The sequence below is a fragment of the Frigoribacterium sp. PhB24 genome, from assembly GCF_003755185.1.
Lineage (GTDB): Bacteria > Actinomycetota > Actinomycetes > Actinomycetales > Microbacteriaceae > Frigoribacterium.
This window is the reverse complement of record NZ_RKIC01000010.1, coordinates 281359-299307: the sequence shown is the minus strand read 5'-3', so window position 1 is coordinate 299307 and position 17949 is coordinate 281359. Positions and strand designations below refer to the sequence as shown.

Annotated in this window: 19 protein-coding genes, 1 pseudogene and 1 riboswitch; of the genes and pseudogenes, 13 read left to right on the top strand and 7 right to left on the bottom strand. The window is 70.6% G+C overall.

Annotated features, from left to right (window positions below; all coding sequences use genetic code 11):
* The first annotated feature begins 192 nt into the window (after positions 1-192).
* From EDF50_RS06195 to EDF50_RS06180, 4 genes are all read left to right on the top strand, one after another.
* Entirely contained in the window at positions 193-969 is a 777-nt protein-coding gene (locus tag EDF50_RS06195; protein ID WP_123518698.1) for a winged helix-turn-helix domain-containing protein, read from the top strand.
* A 312-nt stretch (positions 970-1281) separates the two neighbouring features.
* A complete protein-coding gene (locus EDF50_RS06190; RefSeq protein WP_123518697.1) occupies positions 1282-1734 on the top strand; it encodes a MarR family winged helix-turn-helix transcriptional regulator in 453 nt (150 codons plus the stop codon).
* The gene (locus tag EDF50_RS06185; RefSeq protein ID WP_123518696.1) at positions 1731-3104 is read left to right on the top strand and encodes a deoxyribodipyrimidine photo-lyase; all 1374 of its coding nucleotides are present in this window, start codon (positions 1731-1733) and stop codon (positions 3102-3104) included. The genes EDF50_RS06190 and EDF50_RS06185 overlap by 4 nt, the downstream gene beginning before the upstream one ends.
* 25 nt (positions 3105-3129) lie before the next feature.
* Positions 3130-4554 (top strand): serine hydrolase, encoded by a 1425-nt coding sequence (locus EDF50_RS06180; RefSeq protein WP_123518695.1) that lies wholly within the window; start codon positions 3130-3132, stop codon positions 4552-4554.
* 22 nt (positions 4555-4576) lie between these two features.
* Here EDF50_RS06180 and EDF50_RS06175 read toward each other — a convergent pair whose 3' ends face one another.
* Entirely contained in the window at positions 4577-5509 is a 933-nt protein-coding gene (locus EDF50_RS06175; protein WP_158612648.1) for a carbohydrate kinase family protein, read from the bottom strand.
* Between the two features lie 120 nt (positions 5510-5629).
* On the bottom strand, positions 5630-6079 hold the full coding sequence (locus EDF50_RS06170) for a DoxX family protein (protein WP_123518693.1): 450 nt from the start codon (positions 6077-6079) through the stop codon (positions 5630-5632).
* A gap of 293 nt (positions 6080-6372) precedes the next feature.
* Between EDF50_RS06170 and EDF50_RS06165 the strand changes: the two genes are divergently transcribed.
* Together EDF50_RS06165 and EDF50_RS06160 are read left to right on the top strand one after the other, a co-directional pair.
* Positions 6373-7158 (top strand): NAD(P)-dependent oxidoreductase, encoded by a 786-nt coding sequence (locus EDF50_RS06165; protein WP_123518692.1) that lies wholly within the window; start codon positions 6373-6375, stop codon positions 7156-7158.
* A gap of 52 nt (positions 7159-7210) precedes the next feature.
* Positions 7211-7654 (top strand): GNAT family N-acetyltransferase, encoded by a 444-nt coding sequence (locus EDF50_RS06160; RefSeq protein WP_123518691.1) that lies wholly within the window; start codon positions 7211-7213, stop codon positions 7652-7654.
* A 36-nt stretch (positions 7655-7690) separates the two neighbouring features.
* Here EDF50_RS06160 and EDF50_RS06155 read toward each other — a convergent pair whose 3' ends face one another.
* Entirely contained in the window at positions 7691-8161 is a 471-nt protein-coding gene (locus EDF50_RS06155; RefSeq protein ID WP_123518690.1) for an Lrp/AsnC family transcriptional regulator, read from the bottom strand.
* Between the two features lie 168 nt (positions 8162-8329).
* Between EDF50_RS06155 and ald the strand changes: the two genes are divergently transcribed.
* The 3 genes from ald (at position 8330) to EDF50_RS06140 (ending at position 10972) form a co-directional block, all read left to right on the top strand.
* On the top strand, positions 8330-9439 hold the full coding sequence (ald, locus tag EDF50_RS06150) for an alanine dehydrogenase (protein WP_123518689.1): 1110 nt from the start codon (positions 8330-8332) through the stop codon (positions 9437-9439).
* Positions 9440-9568: 129 nt separating this feature from the next.
* Positions 9569-10132 carry a TetR family transcriptional regulator gene (locus tag EDF50_RS06145; RefSeq protein WP_123518688.1) on the top strand — a complete coding sequence of 188 codons (564 nt, stop codon included), beginning with the start codon at positions 9569-9571 and terminating at the stop codon, positions 10130-10132.
* 42 nt (positions 10133-10174) lie between these two features.
* Positions 10175-10972 (top strand): dienelactone hydrolase family protein, encoded by a 798-nt coding sequence (locus EDF50_RS06140; protein ID WP_123518687.1) that lies wholly within the window; start codon positions 10175-10177, stop codon positions 10970-10972.
* 109 nt (positions 10973-11081) lie between these two features.
* On the opposite strand, the gene ribH is transcribed toward EDF50_RS06140, so the two are convergent.
* The 4 genes and pseudogenes from ribH to EDF50_RS06120 form a co-directional block, all read right to left on the bottom strand.
* Positions 11082-11582, bottom strand: coding sequence for a 6,7-dimethyl-8-ribityllumazine synthase (ribH, locus tag EDF50_RS06135; protein WP_123518686.1), 501 nt, complete (start codon positions 11580-11582; stop codon positions 11082-11084).
* 59 nt (positions 11583-11641) lie between these two features.
* Positions 11642-12262: pseudogene (ribB, locus tag EDF50_RS06130) on the bottom strand (3,4-dihydroxy-2-butanone-4-phosphate synthase); the annotation flags it as partial.
* Positions 12263-12312: 50 nt separating this feature from the next.
* The gene (locus EDF50_RS06125) at positions 12313-12948 is read right to left on the bottom strand and encodes a riboflavin synthase (protein ID WP_123518685.1); all 636 of its coding nucleotides are present in this window, start codon (positions 12946-12948) and stop codon (positions 12313-12315) included.
* Between the two features lie 182 nt (positions 12949-13130).
* Positions 13131-13267, bottom strand: a riboswitch (FMN riboswitch).
* Between the two features lie 263 nt (positions 13268-13530).
* The gene (locus EDF50_RS06120) at positions 13531-13902 is read right to left on the bottom strand and encodes a pentapeptide repeat-containing protein (protein WP_123518684.1); all 372 of its coding nucleotides are present in this window, start codon (positions 13900-13902) and stop codon (positions 13531-13533) included.
* A 200-nt stretch (positions 13903-14102) separates the two neighbouring features.
* On the opposite strand from EDF50_RS06120, the gene EDF50_RS06115 reads away from it, so the two are divergent.
* From EDF50_RS06115 to EDF50_RS16420, 4 genes are all read left to right on the top strand, one after another.
* Complete coding sequence (locus EDF50_RS06115) at positions 14103-14384, top strand: hypothetical protein (protein ID WP_123518683.1); 282 nt, start codon at positions 14103-14105, stop codon at positions 14382-14384.
* 2 nt (positions 14385-14386) lie between these two features.
* A complete protein-coding gene (locus EDF50_RS06110) occupies positions 14387-15160 on the top strand; it encodes an ABC transporter ATP-binding protein (protein WP_123518682.1) in 774 nt (257 codons plus the stop codon).
* 8 nt (positions 15161-15168) lie between these two features.
* Positions 15169-15471 (top strand): hypothetical protein, encoded by a 303-nt coding sequence (locus EDF50_RS06105; protein WP_123518681.1) that lies wholly within the window; start codon positions 15169-15171, stop codon positions 15469-15471.
* Positions 15472-15563: 92 nt separating this feature from the next.
* A complete protein-coding gene (locus EDF50_RS16420; RefSeq protein ID WP_148076772.1) occupies positions 15564-16883 on the top strand; it encodes a hypothetical protein in 1320 nt (439 codons plus the stop codon).
* The last annotated feature ends 1066 nt before the right edge of the window (positions 16884-17949 follow it).

Genomic DNA, 17949 nt, shown 5'->3' with positions numbered 1-17949 from the left:
CCACCGACTCCAGGATGCTCCGCGTCGCCACCCTCGACGCGCATCCCGAACGGTGCATCGCACCGACTGCTCGTGACGTACGGCACCATCGCCGGCGGGATCGAGCACCGACACACATCGAGCAGTCCTTCCGCATCCCGGCGACCCGTCGGCCCGGAGGGCCGCCGCCGTCACGCTAGGACCCCGCCTGTCATGTCCCTCATCCTCGACCGCCCCGTCACCGCCACCCGCACCGTCTCACCCGCCCGCTCCGCCGCCCCGACGCCCCTCCGCGAGATCACGCCCACCCGCTCGGCCGCCCCGGTCCCGGCGGCGGGCCCCTCGGCCCCCGCCTCCCCCGCGGCACCGCGACCCCGCGCCGTGCCCGAAGGCACCGAGGCCCGAGGGTTCGTCCTGTACGTCGGACTGGACGAGCTCAAGGCCGCCGCGGACGGCACCTCGCTGGGCGACGTGGTGTCCCAGATCAAGGAGCTGGTCGGACGCATCGCCCCGTCCGCCGAGACGCACGCCGCCGTGGCGCTCGCCCCCGAGGGGGCCGGTGGCCGCGACGTCGAGGTGGTCCGCCTGGCCCTGCAGGACCCGGCGGCTCTCGCCAAGCGCCGCCAGGTCACCGAGGACGACGAACCCGGCGCCCGCGGCGGCGTCGTGGTCGACATCTCACGCAAACGCCTGCTGCTCGACGGCGACGTCGCTCCCCTGACCTACAAGGAATTCGAGCTGCTGCAGTACCTCGTCCTCCGCGAGGGCCGCACCATCGAGCGAGCCGAGCTCATCTCGGGCCTCTGGGCCGACGGCGACGACGAGGTCCCGAACGAACGAACCATCGACGTGCACGTCCGCCGACTGCGGTCCAAGCTCGGAGCCTTCGAGGACATCGTCCGCACCGTACGCGGCGTCGGATACCGCTTCGACCGCCATGCGGACGTCTCGATCCGCCACGCGTCGACGCCGTCGCCCGACGTCTTCTGATCGGCGGGTCGGGCCTCCGACGGATCAGGGCTCGCTCTGTGCGAGTTCCCAGGAACTCGTGAGGCCCGCACCTGGACCACCGTTACCGATCCGTTATAGATTGTGTCTCGCCGACGTCGTTTGCTGTGGCGGCCGAGGCGGAATGTGATTGCAGGACACTCCTGGTGCAAGGGAAGAGGGCCGGACGCCATCGGGCGACCGGCCCTCTGTCGTGTGCCCGGCGACGCGGCCGGAGCCCCTCGGCGCGCGCCCGTGTCGGCCCGACGTCGGTGGCCTTTCGTAGACTCGTCCTCGACGAACGTGAGGTGCGACATGAGCGAGACATCGATGGCCGTGGGGGCCTGGGAAGCCCTGTTCCGGGCCCAGGTCAGCGTCATGCGCGAACTGACCGAGTGCTTCCCGACCAACGAGATCTCGTTCAACGAGTACGACGTGCTGTTCAACCTGTCGAACCAACCCGACCGGCGGGCCCGCATCCGCGATCTGACCCGGCACCTGTTGCTCACGCAACCGAGCATCAGCCGTCTCGTCGACCGGCTCGCCTCGAAGGGCATCGTCGAGAAGGCCTCCGACCCCGGCGACGGGCGAGGCATCATCGTGGCCATGACCGACGAGGGCTACGACCTCTACCGGCGCACGGCCGTCAGTCACGCCGAGGCGATCCGCCGGCGCGTGGGCGGCGCGCTCGACGACGACGAGCTGGCCTCGCTGGCCGACCTGTGCACGAAGCTGCGCCTGGGCACGCCGGCCGGAGCGGGCACATGACGTCGCCCTCGATCGTCTGGTTGCGCGACGACCTGCGCCTCGCCGACAACCCCGCGCTCGTGGCCGCCGTCGACCGGGGTGAACCGGTCGTCGTCCTGTTCCTGCTCGACGACGAGACCGACGGCATCCGCCCTCTCGGCGGTGCCTCGAGGTGGTGGCTGCACCACAGCCTCACCGCGCTCGGCGAGTCGTTGCGAGCCGTCGGTGGTCGGCTGACCCTGCGACGCGGCCCCCAGGCCCGCGAACTCCCCCGCCTCGTCGACGAGGTCGGTGCGGGTGCCGTCTTCTGGAACCGCCGATACGGTCTGGCCGCCCGTGACGCCGACGCCGACCTCAAGTCGTCGCTCCGCGAACGCGGGCTCGACGTCCGCAGCTTCCAGGCCAACCTGATGTTCGAGCCGTGGACGATCCAGACGGGCCAGGGCCAGCCGTTCAAGGTCTTCACGCCGTTCTGGCGCGCGTGCCTCGACCGCCCCGAACCCCGCCACCCCGAGGCGGTCCCGGACGAACTCCACGTCCCCCGCGCCGCACCGGCCAGCGACGACCTCGACTCGTGGGCCCTGCTGCCCACCGCGCCGGACTGGTCGGCCGGGCTGCGGGACTCCTGGACCCCCGGCGAGGCCTCTGCGCTCGACACCCTCGAACGTTTCGCCACCGGCCACCTGGCCGACTACGGCCTGCGCGACGAGCCTGCCCAAGAGGCGACGAGCCACCTCTCCCCGCACCTCCGCTTCGGAGAGGTCAGTCCGTTCCAGGTCTGGCACCGCATGCGCGGCGATCTCGCACCCGACGCCCGCGAACAGGCCTCGGGCTTCCTGCGTGAACTCGTCTGGCGTGAGTTCAACCACACGGTCCTCTTCGCGAACCCGCACCTCGCCACCAAGAACTACCGACCCGAGTTCGACGAGTTCCCATGGCACGAGCTCGAGCCGGGAGAACTCCAGGCCTGGCAGCACGGCACGACCGGCATCCCGCTGGTCGACGCCGGGATGCGGGAACTCTGGACGACCGGGTACATGCACAACCGGGTGCGCATGGTCACGGCCAGCTTCCTGGTGAAGAACCTGCTGGCCGACTGGCGGGTCGGCGAGCAGTGGTTCTGGGACACCCTCGTGGACGCCGACGAGGCCAACAACCCTGCCAACTGGCAGTGGACGGCCGGCTCGGGGGCCGACGCGGCCCCGTACTTCCGGGTGTTCAACCCCGTGCTGCAGGCCGACAAGTTCGACAAGCACCGCGACTACGTGCGCCGTTGGGTGCCCGAGGTCGACGACGACTCGTACCCCGAGCCCATGGTCGACCTCAAGGCCTCGCGCCGCGCCGCGCTCGACGCCTACGAGGCGATGCGTCGCAGCACGCGCACCGAGTGACCCCGCACCACGAGAGGAACAGCCCGTGACGACGGCCATCCACCCCTCCGGCCCCGACGCGCCCACGGGCATCGACGCCGTGTTCGCCGCCCGCCGACCCGAGCGGCGGGGGCCGAGCGCGGTCTGGGCGACCTTCGACCGCACGGGCATGACGCACGACGGCTCGTACGGCGAGATCGCCCCGGGCACCGCGCCCGGTGTCGACACGGCCTACCGCATCGCCTCGTGCACCAAGAGCTTCACCGCCACGGCCCTGCTCGCCCAGCGCGACGCCGGGCTCGTGTCGCTCGACGCGCCGATCAGCGACTTCGTGCCGGCGTTCGCCGACGTGGCCTTGCCCACCGCCGACTCTCCCACGCCGACCCTGCGCATGCTCCTGACCATGTCGGCCGGCTTCCCCACCGACGATCCGTGGGGCGACCGACAAGAATCCCTCACCGACGACGAGCTCGACGCCCTGTTGCGGGCCGGGTTGAGCTTCGACAGCGTGCCGGGCACGACCTTCGCCTACTCCAACCTCGGCTTCGCCCTCGTGGGTCGCGCGATCGCCGCCGTCGCCGGGCGTCCGTACCGCGAGGTCGTCGAATCGACGATCCTCGGGCCCCTCGGACTCGAGGCCACGGGCTTCGAGGCGACCGTGCCGGCCGCGGGTGGCATCGCGATCGGCCACCGCCGCGCCTCCGACGGGGGTGACGCCCTGCCGTTCTCGGGACCGGGCGCGTTCTCGCCGATCGGCGGACTGTTCAGCACCGTGACCGATCTGACGCGCTGGGCTCGGTGGCTCGGCTCGGCGTTCGACCCCGAGGGCCGTGGCGACCTGGACGGCATCCTGTCACGTGCCTCGCGACGCGAGATGCAGCAGGTGCAGCGGTTCGTCCCCGCCCGCGCCGGGCACCCCGGCGGCTACGGGTTCGGCCTGTTCGTCGAGCACTACCCCGACCACGGCACCGTCGTGTCGCACAGCGGAGGCTACCCCGGGTTCTCGGCCCACATGCGCTGGCAGACCGCGACCGGCCTCGGCGCGATCGGGTTCGAGAACGCGACCTACTCGAAGGTCTCCGAACCGATCGGGCTCGCCCTCGACGGCGTGATGGCCGACCGGTCCGACGCCCGTGTGATCGTCGCCCCGTGGCCCGAGACCACCGCGGCACGTGCCACGGTCGAGGCCGTCGTCCGCGGTGGGGACGTGCCCGACGGGTTGTTCAGCGACAACGTCGAGCTGGACCTCCCGCTCGACCGGCGCCGCACCTCCTGGGCCGCCGTCGTGGACTCGGTGGGCGGCTGGGACGACACCGGTGACGCGACGCCGGCCGACGAGTCGACGGCGCCGTCACACCTGGTCTGGCGACGACGCGGCACACGGGGCGTCGTCCGGTTCGAGATCAGGCTCACCCCCGAGCGTCCACCCCGGGTGCAGGCCGTGCTCGTGAGCGCCGAGAGTCCTCGCTAGCCGTCGCTCGGGCCCGGCGGCGTCAGGCGGGCGGCCGCCCCCCGGCCACGCCGGCGGCCCGTGCCGCGGCGCGAGCACCGCTACGTCCGGCGATCACCAGGCTGCGCGACGTCGGCCACACGGCGATGAACCCGGCCGAGAACGCGTCGACCAGACCGACCGAATCGACCCAGCGCGAGGTGACGCTGTCGACGACGACCGGCGGCAGGTCTCGAGACGCCACGATCGCTCCCCCGTCGTCGGTGACGAGGGCGACCACTCCGAAGCGCTCGGCGAGCGCCGTCGCCGCCGCGACCGGCTCGTCCAGCCCGGTGAGCTCGCGTGCGGTCTCGTCCGACGGGAAGAACAGATCGGCCCCCTGGACCGCCCCGAGGAACGCCGACGCCCCGAACCTCCGGACGATCGAGCCACTGCCGGGAGCGACCGAGACGAGCGCCCCGGCCTCGCGGGCCCGGCCCACCAGGCGACGGAACGCGACGGGGCTGCGGGACTGGGCGACCGTGTAGCCGGTGAAGTGCACGAGGCCGGCACCCGCGACGAGGTCGTCCGGCACGTCGTCGGGCCCCAGCGAGGCACCTGCCCCCCGATCGGTGAACATGGTGCGCGACGAGCCGTCGACGGTGATGACGACCGTACCCGTCGGGTCGTGGGCGTCGTAGGCCAGACGGGCCACGACGCCCGCGTCGGCGAGCAGTCGGGAGTGCCGCTGCAGGTCGGCCGTGCCCACGCGCCCGACGAACGACACCTCGACACCCAACGACCCGAGCCACGCCGCCGTGTTCGCGGCCGAGCCCCCGGCACGGTGCCGGATGGTCGCGGCCGTCTCGGACCCGGCGACCTCGGCGGTGCGAGGGCTGACGATGATGTCGTCGAGGACGTCCCCGAAGACGAGGACGGGCGATCCGGCTCGGGGTCGGTCACCCGAGGGACGGAGGCGGTGGTTGGCGAGGGTCATCGGCATCCACCCGACCACGGATCGAGGACCGGGACGGGACGAAGCGGCGCAAATCACCCTCGTGGGGGCGGCACGTTCACCCGTCCCGGGCCCCGTCGACCGGGCGGGCGGGGTCCTCGGTCAGACGGTCGCGGGCTGCGGGACCGGGGCGTCGCGACGGGCACGACGGCCGCGGACGACGAGCGCGTCGAGGGCGAGTCGGCCGGGGCCGGTCAGCACGACCGCTATCGAGGCGACCGCCAGGACGAGGACGTACTCGATGCCGCCCGTCGTCGAGTAGAAGCCGTTCGGCAGGTGGACGGCGACCAGGGCGACGACCGCCGTGATCGCCAGGAGGGCGGCGGCGACCCGGGTGGCGAAGCCGACGACGAGAGCCACCCCGGCGGCGAGCTCGGTGACGGCCACGACCGGGGCGGCGACCTCGGCGAGCGGGATGCCCATGCCACCGAACGCGCCCTGCGTCGCGGCGAGGCCGTCGACGGCGAGCTTCTGCCATCCGTGGGCGACGAAGACGACCCCGAGGACGACGCGCAGCAGGAGGATTCCGAGGGACGAGAGAGCTGACGACACGGTGTGCCTTTCGGTCGGGGGCGAGGTCGGGGCACGTCGTCGGGCCTTCCGACACGGTAGGAGGTGACGCGTCACCGACCCCGGCCGTGGAGTGCCCTTCCAGGCCTTCCGCAGAGCCCTGCCAGCCTGGAGTGGGGCATCCGGGGGACGCGGGGACGCCTCGCGCGGGTCGTTCGGCGGACGCGGGGCGTGCCCCGGGCGCGGCGTCGGTGGGCGCGGTGTCGGTGGTCGCGGGCAGGATCGGGGCAGGACGACAGGACGGGCTGTCCGGTCCACGACGAGAGGCGACACACATGGCGATCATCGCGATCACGGGGGGCTCGGGGCGCATCGCGACCTGGGTCCGTCCCGTTCTGCTCGAGGCCGGCCACGATCTCCGGCTGCTCGACGTGGTCCCGCCACCGGACGACCTCCGAGAACGCGAGACGTTCGAGCACGTCGGGGTGACCGATCTCGAGTCCCTCACCGTGGCGCTCGGCGGGGCCGACCTGGTCGTCCACCTCGCGTCCCACGCCAGCGAGCGCACGTGGCACGAGATCCGCGACCTCAACGTCGAGAGCGCGTACGTCGTGCACGAGGCCGCCCGTCGCGCCGGCGTGAGCCGCCTGCTCGCGGCCAGCTCGGTGCACGCCGTCGGGTTCGAACCCGGCTCGAGTGCCGCCGACCACGACGTCCCCGCCCCTCGCCCCGACTCGTTCTACGGCGTCAGCAAGGTGCTGCTCGAGGCCGTCGGCAGCCTGTACGCCGACCGCTTCGGCTCGACCGTCGTCTCGGCGCGCATCATGACGGCCGAGGTCGAGCCGCACGACGTCCGCAGCCTCGGCACCTGGCTCTCGCCGGCCGACGCGGCCCGGCTGATCTTGGCCACCCTGACGACGGCCCCCACCGGGCACCACGTCGTCTGGGGCGTCAGTCGCAACACCCGCCGCGTGGTGTCGCTCGCAGCGGGTGAGGCCATCGGCTACCACCCCGAGGACGACGCCGAGGCGTTCGCCGACCGATTCGCGGGTCAGGTGCAACCGCCCGACGCCCCCGTCGGCGGCTCCTTCACGTCCATGCCCCTGGGCGAGGCGTGGTGACCGGCATGGGCCCCGCCTCCTGCCGTGCCCACGGGGTCGGTAGCGTGTCCTCGTGAGCACCACCCCGCATTGGTCGTCCGTCGCCGTGATCGACCCCGTCGTCCTGTACGAGATCCTGCGGTTGCGGGTCGACGTCTTCGTCGTCGAACAGGACTGCCCCTACCCCGAACTCGACGGGCGCGACCTCGAACCGACCACGCGCCTCCTCTGGTTCGCCGACGACGACGGCCGCGTCGCGGCGACGCTCCGGGTGCTGCACGACGGTGACGACCGTCGCATCGGCCGGGTGGCGACCGCGGCCGTCGCGCGAGGACACGGGTTGGCCGGCGACTTGATGCGCGCGGCCGTCGCCGGGTGCGAGGGCCGCCTGACCAGGCTCGACGCCCAGGCCCACCTCACCGACTGGTACGCGCGGTTCGGCTTCGAGGTCGACGGCGAGGAGTTCCTCGAGGACGGCATCCCGCACCGGCCCATGACGCTCGCGGCGACGCGCTAGGCCCGTCCCGCCCGACGGTGCCTCGTCGGCGGACCGTCAGACCGTCGGGCCGGGGTGGTGGTGCTCGAAGACCAGACTGGTGCGGGTCGAGGCGACCGCCGGGTGCGCCGACAAGTGGTCGAGCACGAACTCGCGCACGTCGTTCGTGTCGCGGACGGCCAGGTGGATGATGAAGTCCTCCGACCCACCCAGGAAGAACAATTGCACCACCTGCGGCAGGGCCCGGATCTCGGCGGAGAACGCGGCGATGCGCTGCCGGGCCGACGCGAGGATCGTGACGCTGATGAGTGCCTGCAGGTCGAGCCCCAGAGCCGCCAGGTCGACGTCGGCGCCGAAGCCGGCGACGACCCCGCGCTCGACGAGCGACCGGAGGCGCGCGAGACAGGTCGAGGGAGCGATCCCCACCTGCGCGGCCAGCGTGGCGTTCGGGGTGCGGCTGTTCGCGACCAGCAGCCGGACGAGCTGCCGGTCGATCTCGTCGAGCCGAACGTCGTTCGTCGCAGCCACGTCTCGCCGCCCTCTCTCTGTCGATCGTGCGGCAAGAACAGGCCCGCACAGAATCTCGTGCGGAAAGCTTGGCACGCATCGGCACGAAACAGCACACTGACGTCAGTTCGGCGAACAGAGGCGTGCACCGGCCGCCCGTCGTCGAGGCCACTCCCGAGAGGACGAACCATGCGCGTCGGCATCCCCACCGAGATCAAGAACAACGAGAACCGTGTCGCCGCGACCCCGGCCGGGGTCCACGAGTTCTCACGCCGCGGACACGACGTCATCGTGCAGAGGGGCGCCGGGCGCGGTTCCGGGTTCTCGGACGACGAGTTCGTCGCCGCAGGCGCCACGGTGGTGGACGACGCGGCCACCGTGTGGGGCGAGGCCGACCTGGTGATGAAGGTCAAGGAACCGATCGCGGCCGAGTACCCGCTGATGCGGGCGGACCAGACGCTCTTCACCTACCTGCACCTCGCGGCGTCGCCCGAGTGCACGGAGGCCGTCCTGTCCTCCGGTACCACCGCGATCGCCTACGAGACGGTGCAGCGGGACGACCGCAGCCTGCCGCTGCTCTCGCCGATGAGCGAGGTCGCGGGCCGTCTCTCGACGATGGTCGGCGCCTACCACCTCATGAAGCCGATCGGCGGCCCGGGTGTGCTGCTCGGTGGTGTCCCCGGAACCCCGAAGGCCAAGGTGGTCGTGATAGGCGGCGGGGTCGCCGGCGAACACGCCGCGGCGAACGCCCTCGGCCTCGGCGCCGACGTGACCGTCATCGACGTGTCGCTGCCGCGCCTCCGCGCTCTCGAGGTGCAGTTCGGCGGTCGGGTGCAGACCCGTGCGTCGACGGCCTACGAGATCGGCGCGCAGGTGGCGGCCGCCGACCTGGTGATCGGCTCGGTGCTGATCCCCGGCGCCCAGGCCCCCAAGCTCGTCACCGACGACATGGTGGCGTCGATGCGCCCCGGGTCGGTGCTCGTCGACATCGCCATCGACCAGGGCGGTTGCTTCGAGGGCTCCCACGCGACCACGCACGACGACCCGACCTTCGCCGTCCATGACAGCGTCTACTACTGCGTGGCCAACATGCCGGGTGCCGTCCCCCAGACGTCCACCCGGGCCCTGACCAACGCGACCATGCCCTACGCCCTCGCCCTCGCCGACCGGGGGTGGCGAGACGCCGTCGCCGCCGACCCCTCGCTGGCCCGCGGTGTCAACGCGGTCGCCGGACGCATCACCAACGCCGGCGTCGCGGCGGCGGCCGGCGTCGAGTCGGTGGACGCCCGCACCCTCTGAGTCGCCCGACGGTGCCGGCGGGACGTCGCGCGAACCGGCCGGTACGGTAAACGAACCGTTCGGTACGGTACGCGAAGTCCTCGGTCCGAACCGGGCGGTCCGGTGGGGTCGAGCCCCTATGCTCTGGGCATGGCACGACGACCAACCCCGCCCCGGGAACGGCTGCTCGAGGCAGCGCGGACGGAGTTCGCGGCCCGTGGCCTCGCCGGCGCCCGAGTCGACACGATCGCCCGGGACGCCGAGGCGAGCAAAGAGCGGCTCTACGCCCACTTCTCGACCAAACGCGACCTGTTCGACGCCGCTCTCGGCGAGAGCATCGGCCGCTGGGTCGCCGTCGTCCCCTTCGACGCCCACGACCTGCCCGCCTGGGCGAGCTCGCTCTACGACCACCTGGCCTCGAATCCAGACGACGCCCGGCTGCTGCTCTGGGGTCAGATCGAGGGCGTGGCCCTGCCGAGCCCCGGCGTGCTCGACCACAAGCAGCTCGAGGCCAGGCGCGACTCCGTGCACGCGGCCCAGGCCGCAGGCGACATCTCGTCCGAATGGGACGCCGACGAACTGCTGACCATGGTCTTCGGCGTCGTCCTCGCCTGGTTCGTCACGCCCGAGGCGACCAACCTGCACACCGGCCCGCAGCAACGTCGGTGCGAGGTCGTGCGTCAGGCCGTGGCCCGGATCGTCGCCCCGGGCTGAGCCTGCGCGGCTCCGTCGCCCGGCCGGGAGTAGCGTCCCCGTGTGACCACGACCGAACCCGCTCCCGCACTCTCCCCCGACCTGCAGCGCGTCCTCAACAGCGTGCCCGACCCGGGCGGCGTCGCGACGTCGGACGTGGTCTACGCGGCGACCGACGTCGATCTCGAGGGATTCCTCGCGACACCGACCCGCGCCTCCTCGTCCGACCTCGTGCCCGGCGTGCTCGTGCTGCACGACTGGTTCGGCGTCGTCGACCACGTCAAGGTGCGCGCCCAGATGCTCGCCCGGCTCGGTTACGTGGCGCTCGCCGGTGACGTCTACGGGCAGGGCGTCCGCCCGTCGCCACAGGAGGCCGCGGGCGAGGCGGGCAAGTACTACGGCGACGTCGCCCTGTTCCGCTCGCGCCTGCTGGCGAACCTCGAACGCCTGCGGGCCGAGCCGGGAGTCGACCCGTCGCGGATCGCCGTGATGGGCTACTGCTTCGGCGGCTCGGGCGCCCTCGAGGTGGCCCGCGCGGGCGTCGACGTCGCCGGCGTCGTGTCGTTCCACGGCGGACTCGGCACCGGGATGCCCGCCGAGAAGGGCGCCGTGACCGCCCCTCTGCTGGTGATGACGGGTGCGGCCGACCCGGTGGTGCCCGACGAGGCGGTCGTCGCGTTCGAGGACGAGATGCGCGCCGCCGAGGCCCCCGACTGGCAGGTGCTCAGTTACAGCGGCGTCATGCACGCCTTCGCCGTCCCCGGCACGGACTCCCCCGACCACGGTGCGCAGTACGACGCCCGGGCCGACCGCCGCTCGTGGCAGCAGCTCGAGGCGTTCCTGTCCGAGGTCTTCGCCTAGCCGCTCGGCCCCCTGCCCCGGTGTGCACGTCGCGACACCGGCCGCCCGGCAGGAGGCGCGGTCCGGGACCCGGGGAGGCACGGGTCGAGGGACCAGCGCCGCGCAGGTCCTAGAAGCCGGCGACCCGGGCGGTGCCTGCGCGGGCGATGTCGCGCAGCTGCACGGCCGTCGCGACGGCGGCGTGTGCCGCCTCGGCACCCTTGTCCTCCTTCGAGCCGGGCAGGCCGGCCCGGTCGAGGCCCTGCTGCTCGTCGTCGAGGGTGAGCACGCCGAACCCGACCGGCTTGCCCGTGTCGAGGGTCACCCGCAACAGGCCGGAGGTCGCGGCATCGGACACGTACTCGAAGTGCGGCGTGCCACCCCGGATGATGACGCCGAGCGCGACGACGGCGTCGGCCCCGGCCTCGAGCGCGGCCTTCGCCACCACCGGGAGCTCGAAGCTGCCGGGCACGCGCACGACGGTGGCGGTGGCGCCGAGACGCTCGACGGTCGCCAGCGCACCGGCCAGCAGCCCGTCGGTGATCGTCTCGTGCCAGGTGCCGGCGACGATCGTCACGCGGACTCCGGTGCCGTCGACGTCGAGTTCGGTGGGGGCGCCTGCTCCGCTCATGCGGGGTCTCCTTCGGGGGTGCGGGTGGTGGTGGTGGTCGTGGTGTCCGTGGGCGGTGCAACCGGTGTGGGGTCGGGTTCGTCGAGGTCGCGGTCGCCCAACCAGGCGACGAGGTCGGCGATCGTGACGACCGGCACACCCTCGCGCGCGCCGAAGTCGAGCAGTTCGCGCAGGCGCATCATCTCGCCGTCGTCGCCGACGATCTCGCTGATGACCGCGACGGGTCGGAGCCCGGCGGCCTTCATGAGGTCGACGGAGGCCTCGGTGTGGCCGTCGCGCTCTCGCACGCCGCCGTCGCGGGCCCGCAGCGGCAGGACGTGCCCGGGGCGGTGCAGGTCGTCGCGCACGCTGGTCGGCGACGCGAGCGTGCGCAGGGTCGTCGCCCGGTCGGACGCGCTGATGCCCGTCGTCACACCGGCAGCCGCGTCGACGCTCACCGTGTACGCCGTGCCGCGGGCGTCCTCGTTGTGGGCGACCATCGGCGGCAGGTCGAGTCGGTCGGCGACCTCGTTCGTCATCGGCGCGCAGACGAAGCCGGACGACACCCGTACCGTCCAGGCGATCCATTCGGACGAGGCCAGCTCGGCCGACAGGACGACGTCGCCCTCGTTCTCGCGGGACTCGTCGTCGACCACCACGACCGGCCGACCCCGTCGGAGGTGCTCGAGGGCGAGCTCGATCGGAGCGAGGCGCGAGTCAACCCGCGCCTCCTCGGCCGGTGCCGCCCCGGTCACGGGCGACCCGTCGCGGCGGCGTCGAGCGCGTCCAACCGCAGCATGCGGCGGACGTGACGGGCGAGCACGTCCGTCTCGACGTTGACCCGGTCGCCGACGGCCTTGCGCCCGAGGGTGGTCACGGCGAGCGTCTCGGGGATCAGGCTGACTTCGAACCACCCCGGTGCCTCGCCGGGGTCGCTGATCGCGCTGACCGTGAGGCTCACGCCGTCGAGCGTCACCGACCCCTTGTCGACGAGCAGGGGCGCGAGGTCGTCGGCGAGGTCGAACCGGACCCGACGCCAGGCGTCACCCTCTTCGATCTCGACGACCGTGGCCGTGCCGTCGACGTGGCCCTGCACGATGTGGCCGCCGAGGCGGTCGCCGACCCGCGCGGCGCGCTCGAGGTTGACGGCCGTGCCCGCCCCGAACGAGCCCACGGTGCTCATGGCGAGGGTCTGGCGCATCACGTCGGCCGTGAAGGTGTCGCCCTGTTGCACGACGACGGTCAGGCAGACGCCGCTGACCGAGATCGAGTCGCCGTGCGCGGCGTCGGCCAGGACGGCCGGGCCCCGGACGGTCAGACGGACGCTGTCGCCCTGGTCGTCGACGCGCTCGACGCGTCCGAGTTCTTCGACGAGTCCGGTGAACATCAGCGCACCGCCGTGGCCGTCGTGCCGCGCGGGCGTCGCGCCCCCGCGGGTCGTGTACGGGGCGTGTTCGCTGCCTGCGTGGTCATGTCGTCCTCCGGTCTGCCTGGCTGTGCCGAGGGCTCTCCGGGGGTGCGCGACGCGACGGTCGGCATCGGCCCGGGGCCCGCGGACGGACGACCGGGCCCGCGCACCTCTCATCCGGACTATGACCGTCGGTACCGGAGTTCCACCGGTTCAACCGGGCCCCCACCTCTCGGTGACGACACGGGTCGCGGACTGTGACCGCCGGCTCAGATTTTCACTGACCCCGGAGCGCGTTGCTCTGTCGGCGACGATAGCACCGCCGCCCGGGCCGCCGCCGTCGTGTTCGGCGACGGCGTAGCGCGACGCGACGCGGACGACGCCACGAGATGTGCACGCCGCCACGAGATGACGTGGCGCTGTGCCCACATCGTGGCGCTGTGCCCACATCGTGGCGCTGTGCCCACATCGTGGTGCTGTGCCCGCCTCGTGGCGCGGTGCCCACATCGTGGCGCAAGGCCCACCCCGTGCTGCGGTTCCCACCCGCCGGCACGGCACGGCTCAGCCGACGACGAGCCCCAGGTGGGCGGCCATCGTCGGGGCGAAGGTCGCGAGCTGCAGCTCGTCGATCGTCGCGCCCCGCAGGCCCTCGAAGCCGTCGATGCGCGAGAAGTCGCTCGTGCGGAGGTCGGTGTGCGACAAGGAGGCGCGGGTCACGTCGAGCGTGCCGATGCGGCAGTCGACCAGCGCGACCCGCAGGGCCTGCACGCCGCCGAGGTCGAGCTCGCCGATCGTGCAGCCCTCGATCACGACGTCGGTGAGACGAGCCCCCCGCAGGTTGAGGAAGTCGATCTTGCCGCCGACCAGGTGCACCGACCGCAGCTCGGCGTCGAACAACTCGGCCGAGCCCCACCGCGGCCGCTCGACCCGCACGTCTCGCCAGGTGCTGGGCGACGCGGCGAGCTCGGGCGCGAACGAGTCGGTCAGGTCCGCGACGCACCCATCCGGCCCTCAAGACCGCTAGAGAACCGGGCATGCATCTGGCCCGATGTGTGGAGCATCACTGCATTGCCGTTGTGTTTAGTATTCTGCGTTATGTAGCCTTCACTGACGTCCAGACGGGCGGTTCGAAGATGAGCAAGGAGAACTACATGTCGAACATTCTTCTCGAGGCACCGGTGCGCGCCACTGTCGCCGCCGCACAGGTACGCGACGCCGTGGTGCATCGGGTCGCCACGAGCCGCAACCCGGTCATCGTGGTCGCCGTCGCGGCCGCCATCGTGCTCGGTCTCGGTTTCATCGCCTACCTCACGGGCATCTGCCTCGGAAGGGGGTACCGGGGGTTCGGCGGCGTCATCAACGTCAACTGGAACAACCCCGCCTCGGCAAACGTCAAGTTCGCCTGCATCAGGTAACGATGTCTCGCACCGGTCCTGCGCTCTCTGCGCAACAGTGCACGAAGCGCTACGCAGGCGGCGCCGGAGTCTTCGGGGTCGACCTCACGGTCGACCCCGGGGATCTCCTGGCCCTCCTCGGCCCGAATGGGAGCGGTAAGTCAACTCTCGTTCATGGCATCGTCGGCCTTCACCAGTTCGATGCGGGAACGGTCTTCATCCAAGGCAACCCGCATCAGACGGCCGAAGCGAAGAAGGATCTGGGGTTTGTCCCAGACGAACTCCCGATCCCCCTCTCGCTGACCGGGGCGGAGTACCTGGCTCACCTCCGACGACTCCGGCGGGTCGGCCGCTCCGGGCTTGACGATGCCTTGATCGACGCCTTGGGACTCGAGCCGCATTTGTCCAAGTTCATCGCTGACATGTCTCACGGCACTAAAAAGAAGCTTCAAGTTGTGGGCGCTGCGGCCCATTCACCTGGCCTCCTTGTTATGGACGAACCCTTCCGGGGCCTCGACCCGCACGCGGTGCGAACCATTCGGGCATTTATCGATGCGCTCCGAGCGGAAGGAACAGCGGTACTCGTCGCCACCCACGACATCCTCGCCGCGGAGCACTGGTTCGAGCGCGTCGTGATCATGCACGACGGAATCAGCGTGGCGGATGGGTCCCCCAGCGAGCTCGTTCGCAATTCGGGCATGCCTGACCTCGAGGAGTTCTTCCTCACGACAACTGGACTCCACGCTCCGACTCGGGACACGCAGCGATTCAGAGATCTCATTCGCGCTGAAAGGTAACTCACACTATGACCGCACTCCGTATCACTCTCACCGTCTTTGGCTCGGCTATCGCTGCGGCTTTCATCGTCGTTGTCTCCGCCATGGCCGTTACGGCTCTCGCTGTGGCGACGAACTCGACAGCGGGTGTCCCCGGTCTCGTCACCGCTACCGCCGGTGACGGTGCCGACCTTGCGTCGACCCAATTCATCTCCCCCGGCAGCGCCATCTGGTTCGTGACCATCACTGCCGGATTCACCGCGGCGAGCTTGATGGCTTTCCGGATGCATGCGCGCCGACGCATCAACACGAGGCAGCTCGACCAGCTGTGATTCGCGATTCGCTGGGCGTCGCCCGATTGATCTGTGGCATCTGGTTCGGTGACCTCTCTCGAAGCGTCACCGGCTCACGCACCCTCTCTCAGGTGCTCCTCGCTGTCACCGCAGTCGGTGTCATCGCCTGGCAAGTCATAGCCGTCCTCACCGCCGGCGCTGGTTCGGTAACGATTCCAGAGCCAGTCCAACTGCAAATTCTGGGTGAGATCATCGCCGGAACGGCCCTCGCGTCGGGATGCACGATCACAGTCCTCCTCGTTCTCAGCCCAGCGCCACGCGAGCTCGCACCGATGCTCGCCGCAACACCGTTGCGACCTGGGAGCTGGTTGCTGGGCCAGCTTGCGACTCCGATCGCGATCGCGACAGTGTTTGCGCCTCTGGTCATGTCGCCTGTGATTGCGTCCAGTGTTCACCTCAGCGGATCGCGACTTGGCCCTGCTCTTGTGGCGGGCGCGGTCCTCGGTTCTGCAGCCGGCACCGTCATCCTCGCTGCACTAATCAAGGCAGCGGAAGCTCTTTTCTGCCGGTTGGGAATTCCCCGGACGATCGCCACCAGCATCTCCGCAGGTGTCGCCCTCGCCGCCTCAGCGGGCGTGTACGCCAGGTGGTCCCGAGAAGAATGGGTGAGCGCCCTCCCGCTGGCAGATGCTGCCAATAAATCATGGACAGCAGTGGTGTTGGTTGTGGTTGTTCTGGGGACCGCAGCAAGTGCGCTGTGTGTCATCGGACGGCTCGCGCCACCCGAGCATGCCGCCGCAGTCGTGCGATGGTTCCCGACGCCCTCGCGAACACATCTCAGCTCCGCTCTTGCTGACGTCGTGCAGAGCGTGCGGAACCCGCTTTTCGCCTCCACGGTGACCTTGATGGGGATTGCCGTTGTAGCCACAGTTCTGGTCACCCCCCCGGCATCCCCAGCGTGGGCAACGGTCATGTTCCTTCTGATGGTGGCTGTGCCGTCGTCGGTCTGCCTCATCACCTACGGCACGAATCGGCGGGCTCTCTGGCTACGCACCTCGATCCGACGTGAGAGCTCCGCCATGTGGGGCGTCATCAAACTGGGCACGACCGCGATGCTGGCGGGGATGCTTCTCCTGGCAGTCACTGGAGTAGGCGCCGCGCTCGGGCACCTCGCCGCGGTGCCCTGGACAACTGTTCTTGCCTGCACCGCGCTCGCTTCAGCTGCATGCCTCCTCGCGGGAGTTCACTTCCCGGCCGATCTGGAGATGCCCGGCGCCCCCGTCATAGCCTTTCTCGAGGCCGTCGCCCTGACCATCGCACCCCTGGCCCTCGCTTCCACCTTCGCCACCGATTCCGCTCGAACGATCGTTTTGCTGGTAGCCGCAGCAATCTGGACCGTCGCCGTTCCGGCGTTGGTGCGCATCCGACGCAACCGATCCATCACCGCATGATCGACCTACCGGTGACACTCCACGACGGAGTGCGTGTGTCATCTTCCGGAGGGACAGCGCGCATCACAGACCCGGCGACAGGAACCGACGAGCAAATCACCTCAGACGCCCAGTCCCCGCACGAGCTCGAGGCTGTCGCCTCAGCCTTCCTGCTCATCAACGGACTCGCTCGCGCGGATTGCGCTACGCGCCTGAGAGTCATGGACAGGGCTGACGTTCGAAATACTGCCACGCGCCACCAAGTGCATCGATGGGGCAAACTCCGCCGCACCCTCGCACCACCCGGATCTCGGTGGCTACTGGCCCATGCCCTCCGCGGTGTGTCTCGCACGTGGGGCGCCGCCGTAGCCACCATCAGCCTCCTGGCAGCGCTCGCTCTGACCAGCCTCGGCGCAGATTTGACGACAACTCTCGAATTTGCCGCCGCCCCACTCCTTGTCCTCCTGGTCATCGCAGCCCACGAGACCGGACACTGGATCGCAGTTCGTCGCTACCTCGGAGGCGCATCCGGCGCTCTCCTCGTCGGCTGGAGCACCTGCGCGGTGACCTACGCGGCAACTAAGGGAGGCCATAAACGTCTGATCGCTCTTGCGGGCCCACTCGCCGGGGCCAGTACAGCCGGCCTCACGACGGTAATCTTCTCCTCATCGCCAAGCCTTGCCACCGTCGGCGGCCTACTCCTTGTAGTCAACCTCCTCGGCCTGACTCCACTAACGCAAGACGGCCGCGACGCCTTGACCGCGCAGGAAGATTCTTCGACGAAGACACCATGAACCCGGTCGCTGTGAGCGACCACGCGAGTGAGGACCTACATCTACTCCACGGAAGGGCCATGGTGGAACAGCCGATGGGTTCGTCCTCGGCTGTGCGGCGACTGGCTCGTCGACTACGGAGATCGACACATACGAGGTGTTGCCCGATGGAGCAGCCGATTACCGGCAAAACAACGGCTTCCCACTTGAAGCTGAAGGAGTCCATGCTTTGACTCATGCGGTGTTGATACTTCGCGGCATCGCCTTCCGGGCAGATGAGGTAGATGCTCGAACGCGACCAGGAGTATAGAACC

Coding starts and splice junctions, on each gene's coding strand:
- EDF50_RS06195 (WP_123518698.1), top strand. CDS start 193: ATGTCCCTCATCCTCGACCGCCCCGTCACCGCCACCCGCACCGTCTCA.
- EDF50_RS06115 (WP_123518683.1), top strand. CDS start 14,103: ATGAGCAAGGAGAACTACATGTCGAACATTCTTCTCGAGGCACCGGTG.
- EDF50_RS06105 (WP_123518681.1), top strand. CDS start 15,169: ATGACCGCACTCCGTATCACTCTCACCGTCTTTGGCTCGGCTATCGCT.
- EDF50_RS06190 (WP_123518697.1), top strand. CDS start 1,282: ATGAGCGAGACATCGATGGCCGTGGGGGCCTGGGAAGCCCTGTTCCGG.
- ribH (WP_123518686.1), bottom strand. CDS start 11,582: ATGAGCGGAGCAGGCGCCCCCACCGAACTCGACGTCGACGGCACCGGA.
- EDF50_RS06165 (WP_123518692.1), top strand. CDS start 6,373: ATGGCGATCATCGCGATCACGGGGGGCTCGGGGCGCATCGCGACCTGG.
- EDF50_RS06185 (WP_123518696.1), top strand. CDS start 1,731: ATGACGTCGCCCTCGATCGTCTGGTTGCGCGACGACCTGCGCCTCGCC.
- EDF50_RS06125 (WP_123518685.1), bottom strand. CDS start 12,948: ATGTTCACCGGACTCGTCGAAGAACTCGGACGCGTCGAGCGCGTCGAC.
- ald (WP_123518689.1), top strand. CDS start 8,330: ATGCGCGTCGGCATCCCCACCGAGATCAAGAACAACGAGAACCGTGTC.
- EDF50_RS06110 (WP_123518682.1), top strand. CDS start 14,387: ATGTCTCGCACCGGTCCTGCGCTCTCTGCGCAACAGTGCACGAAGCGC.
- EDF50_RS06145 (WP_123518688.1), top strand. CDS start 9,569: ATGGCACGACGACCAACCCCGCCCCGGGAACGGCTGCTCGAGGCAGCG.
- EDF50_RS06175 (WP_158612648.1), bottom strand. CDS start 5,509: ATGACCCTCGCCAACCACCGCCTCCGTCCCTCGGGTGACCGACCCCGA.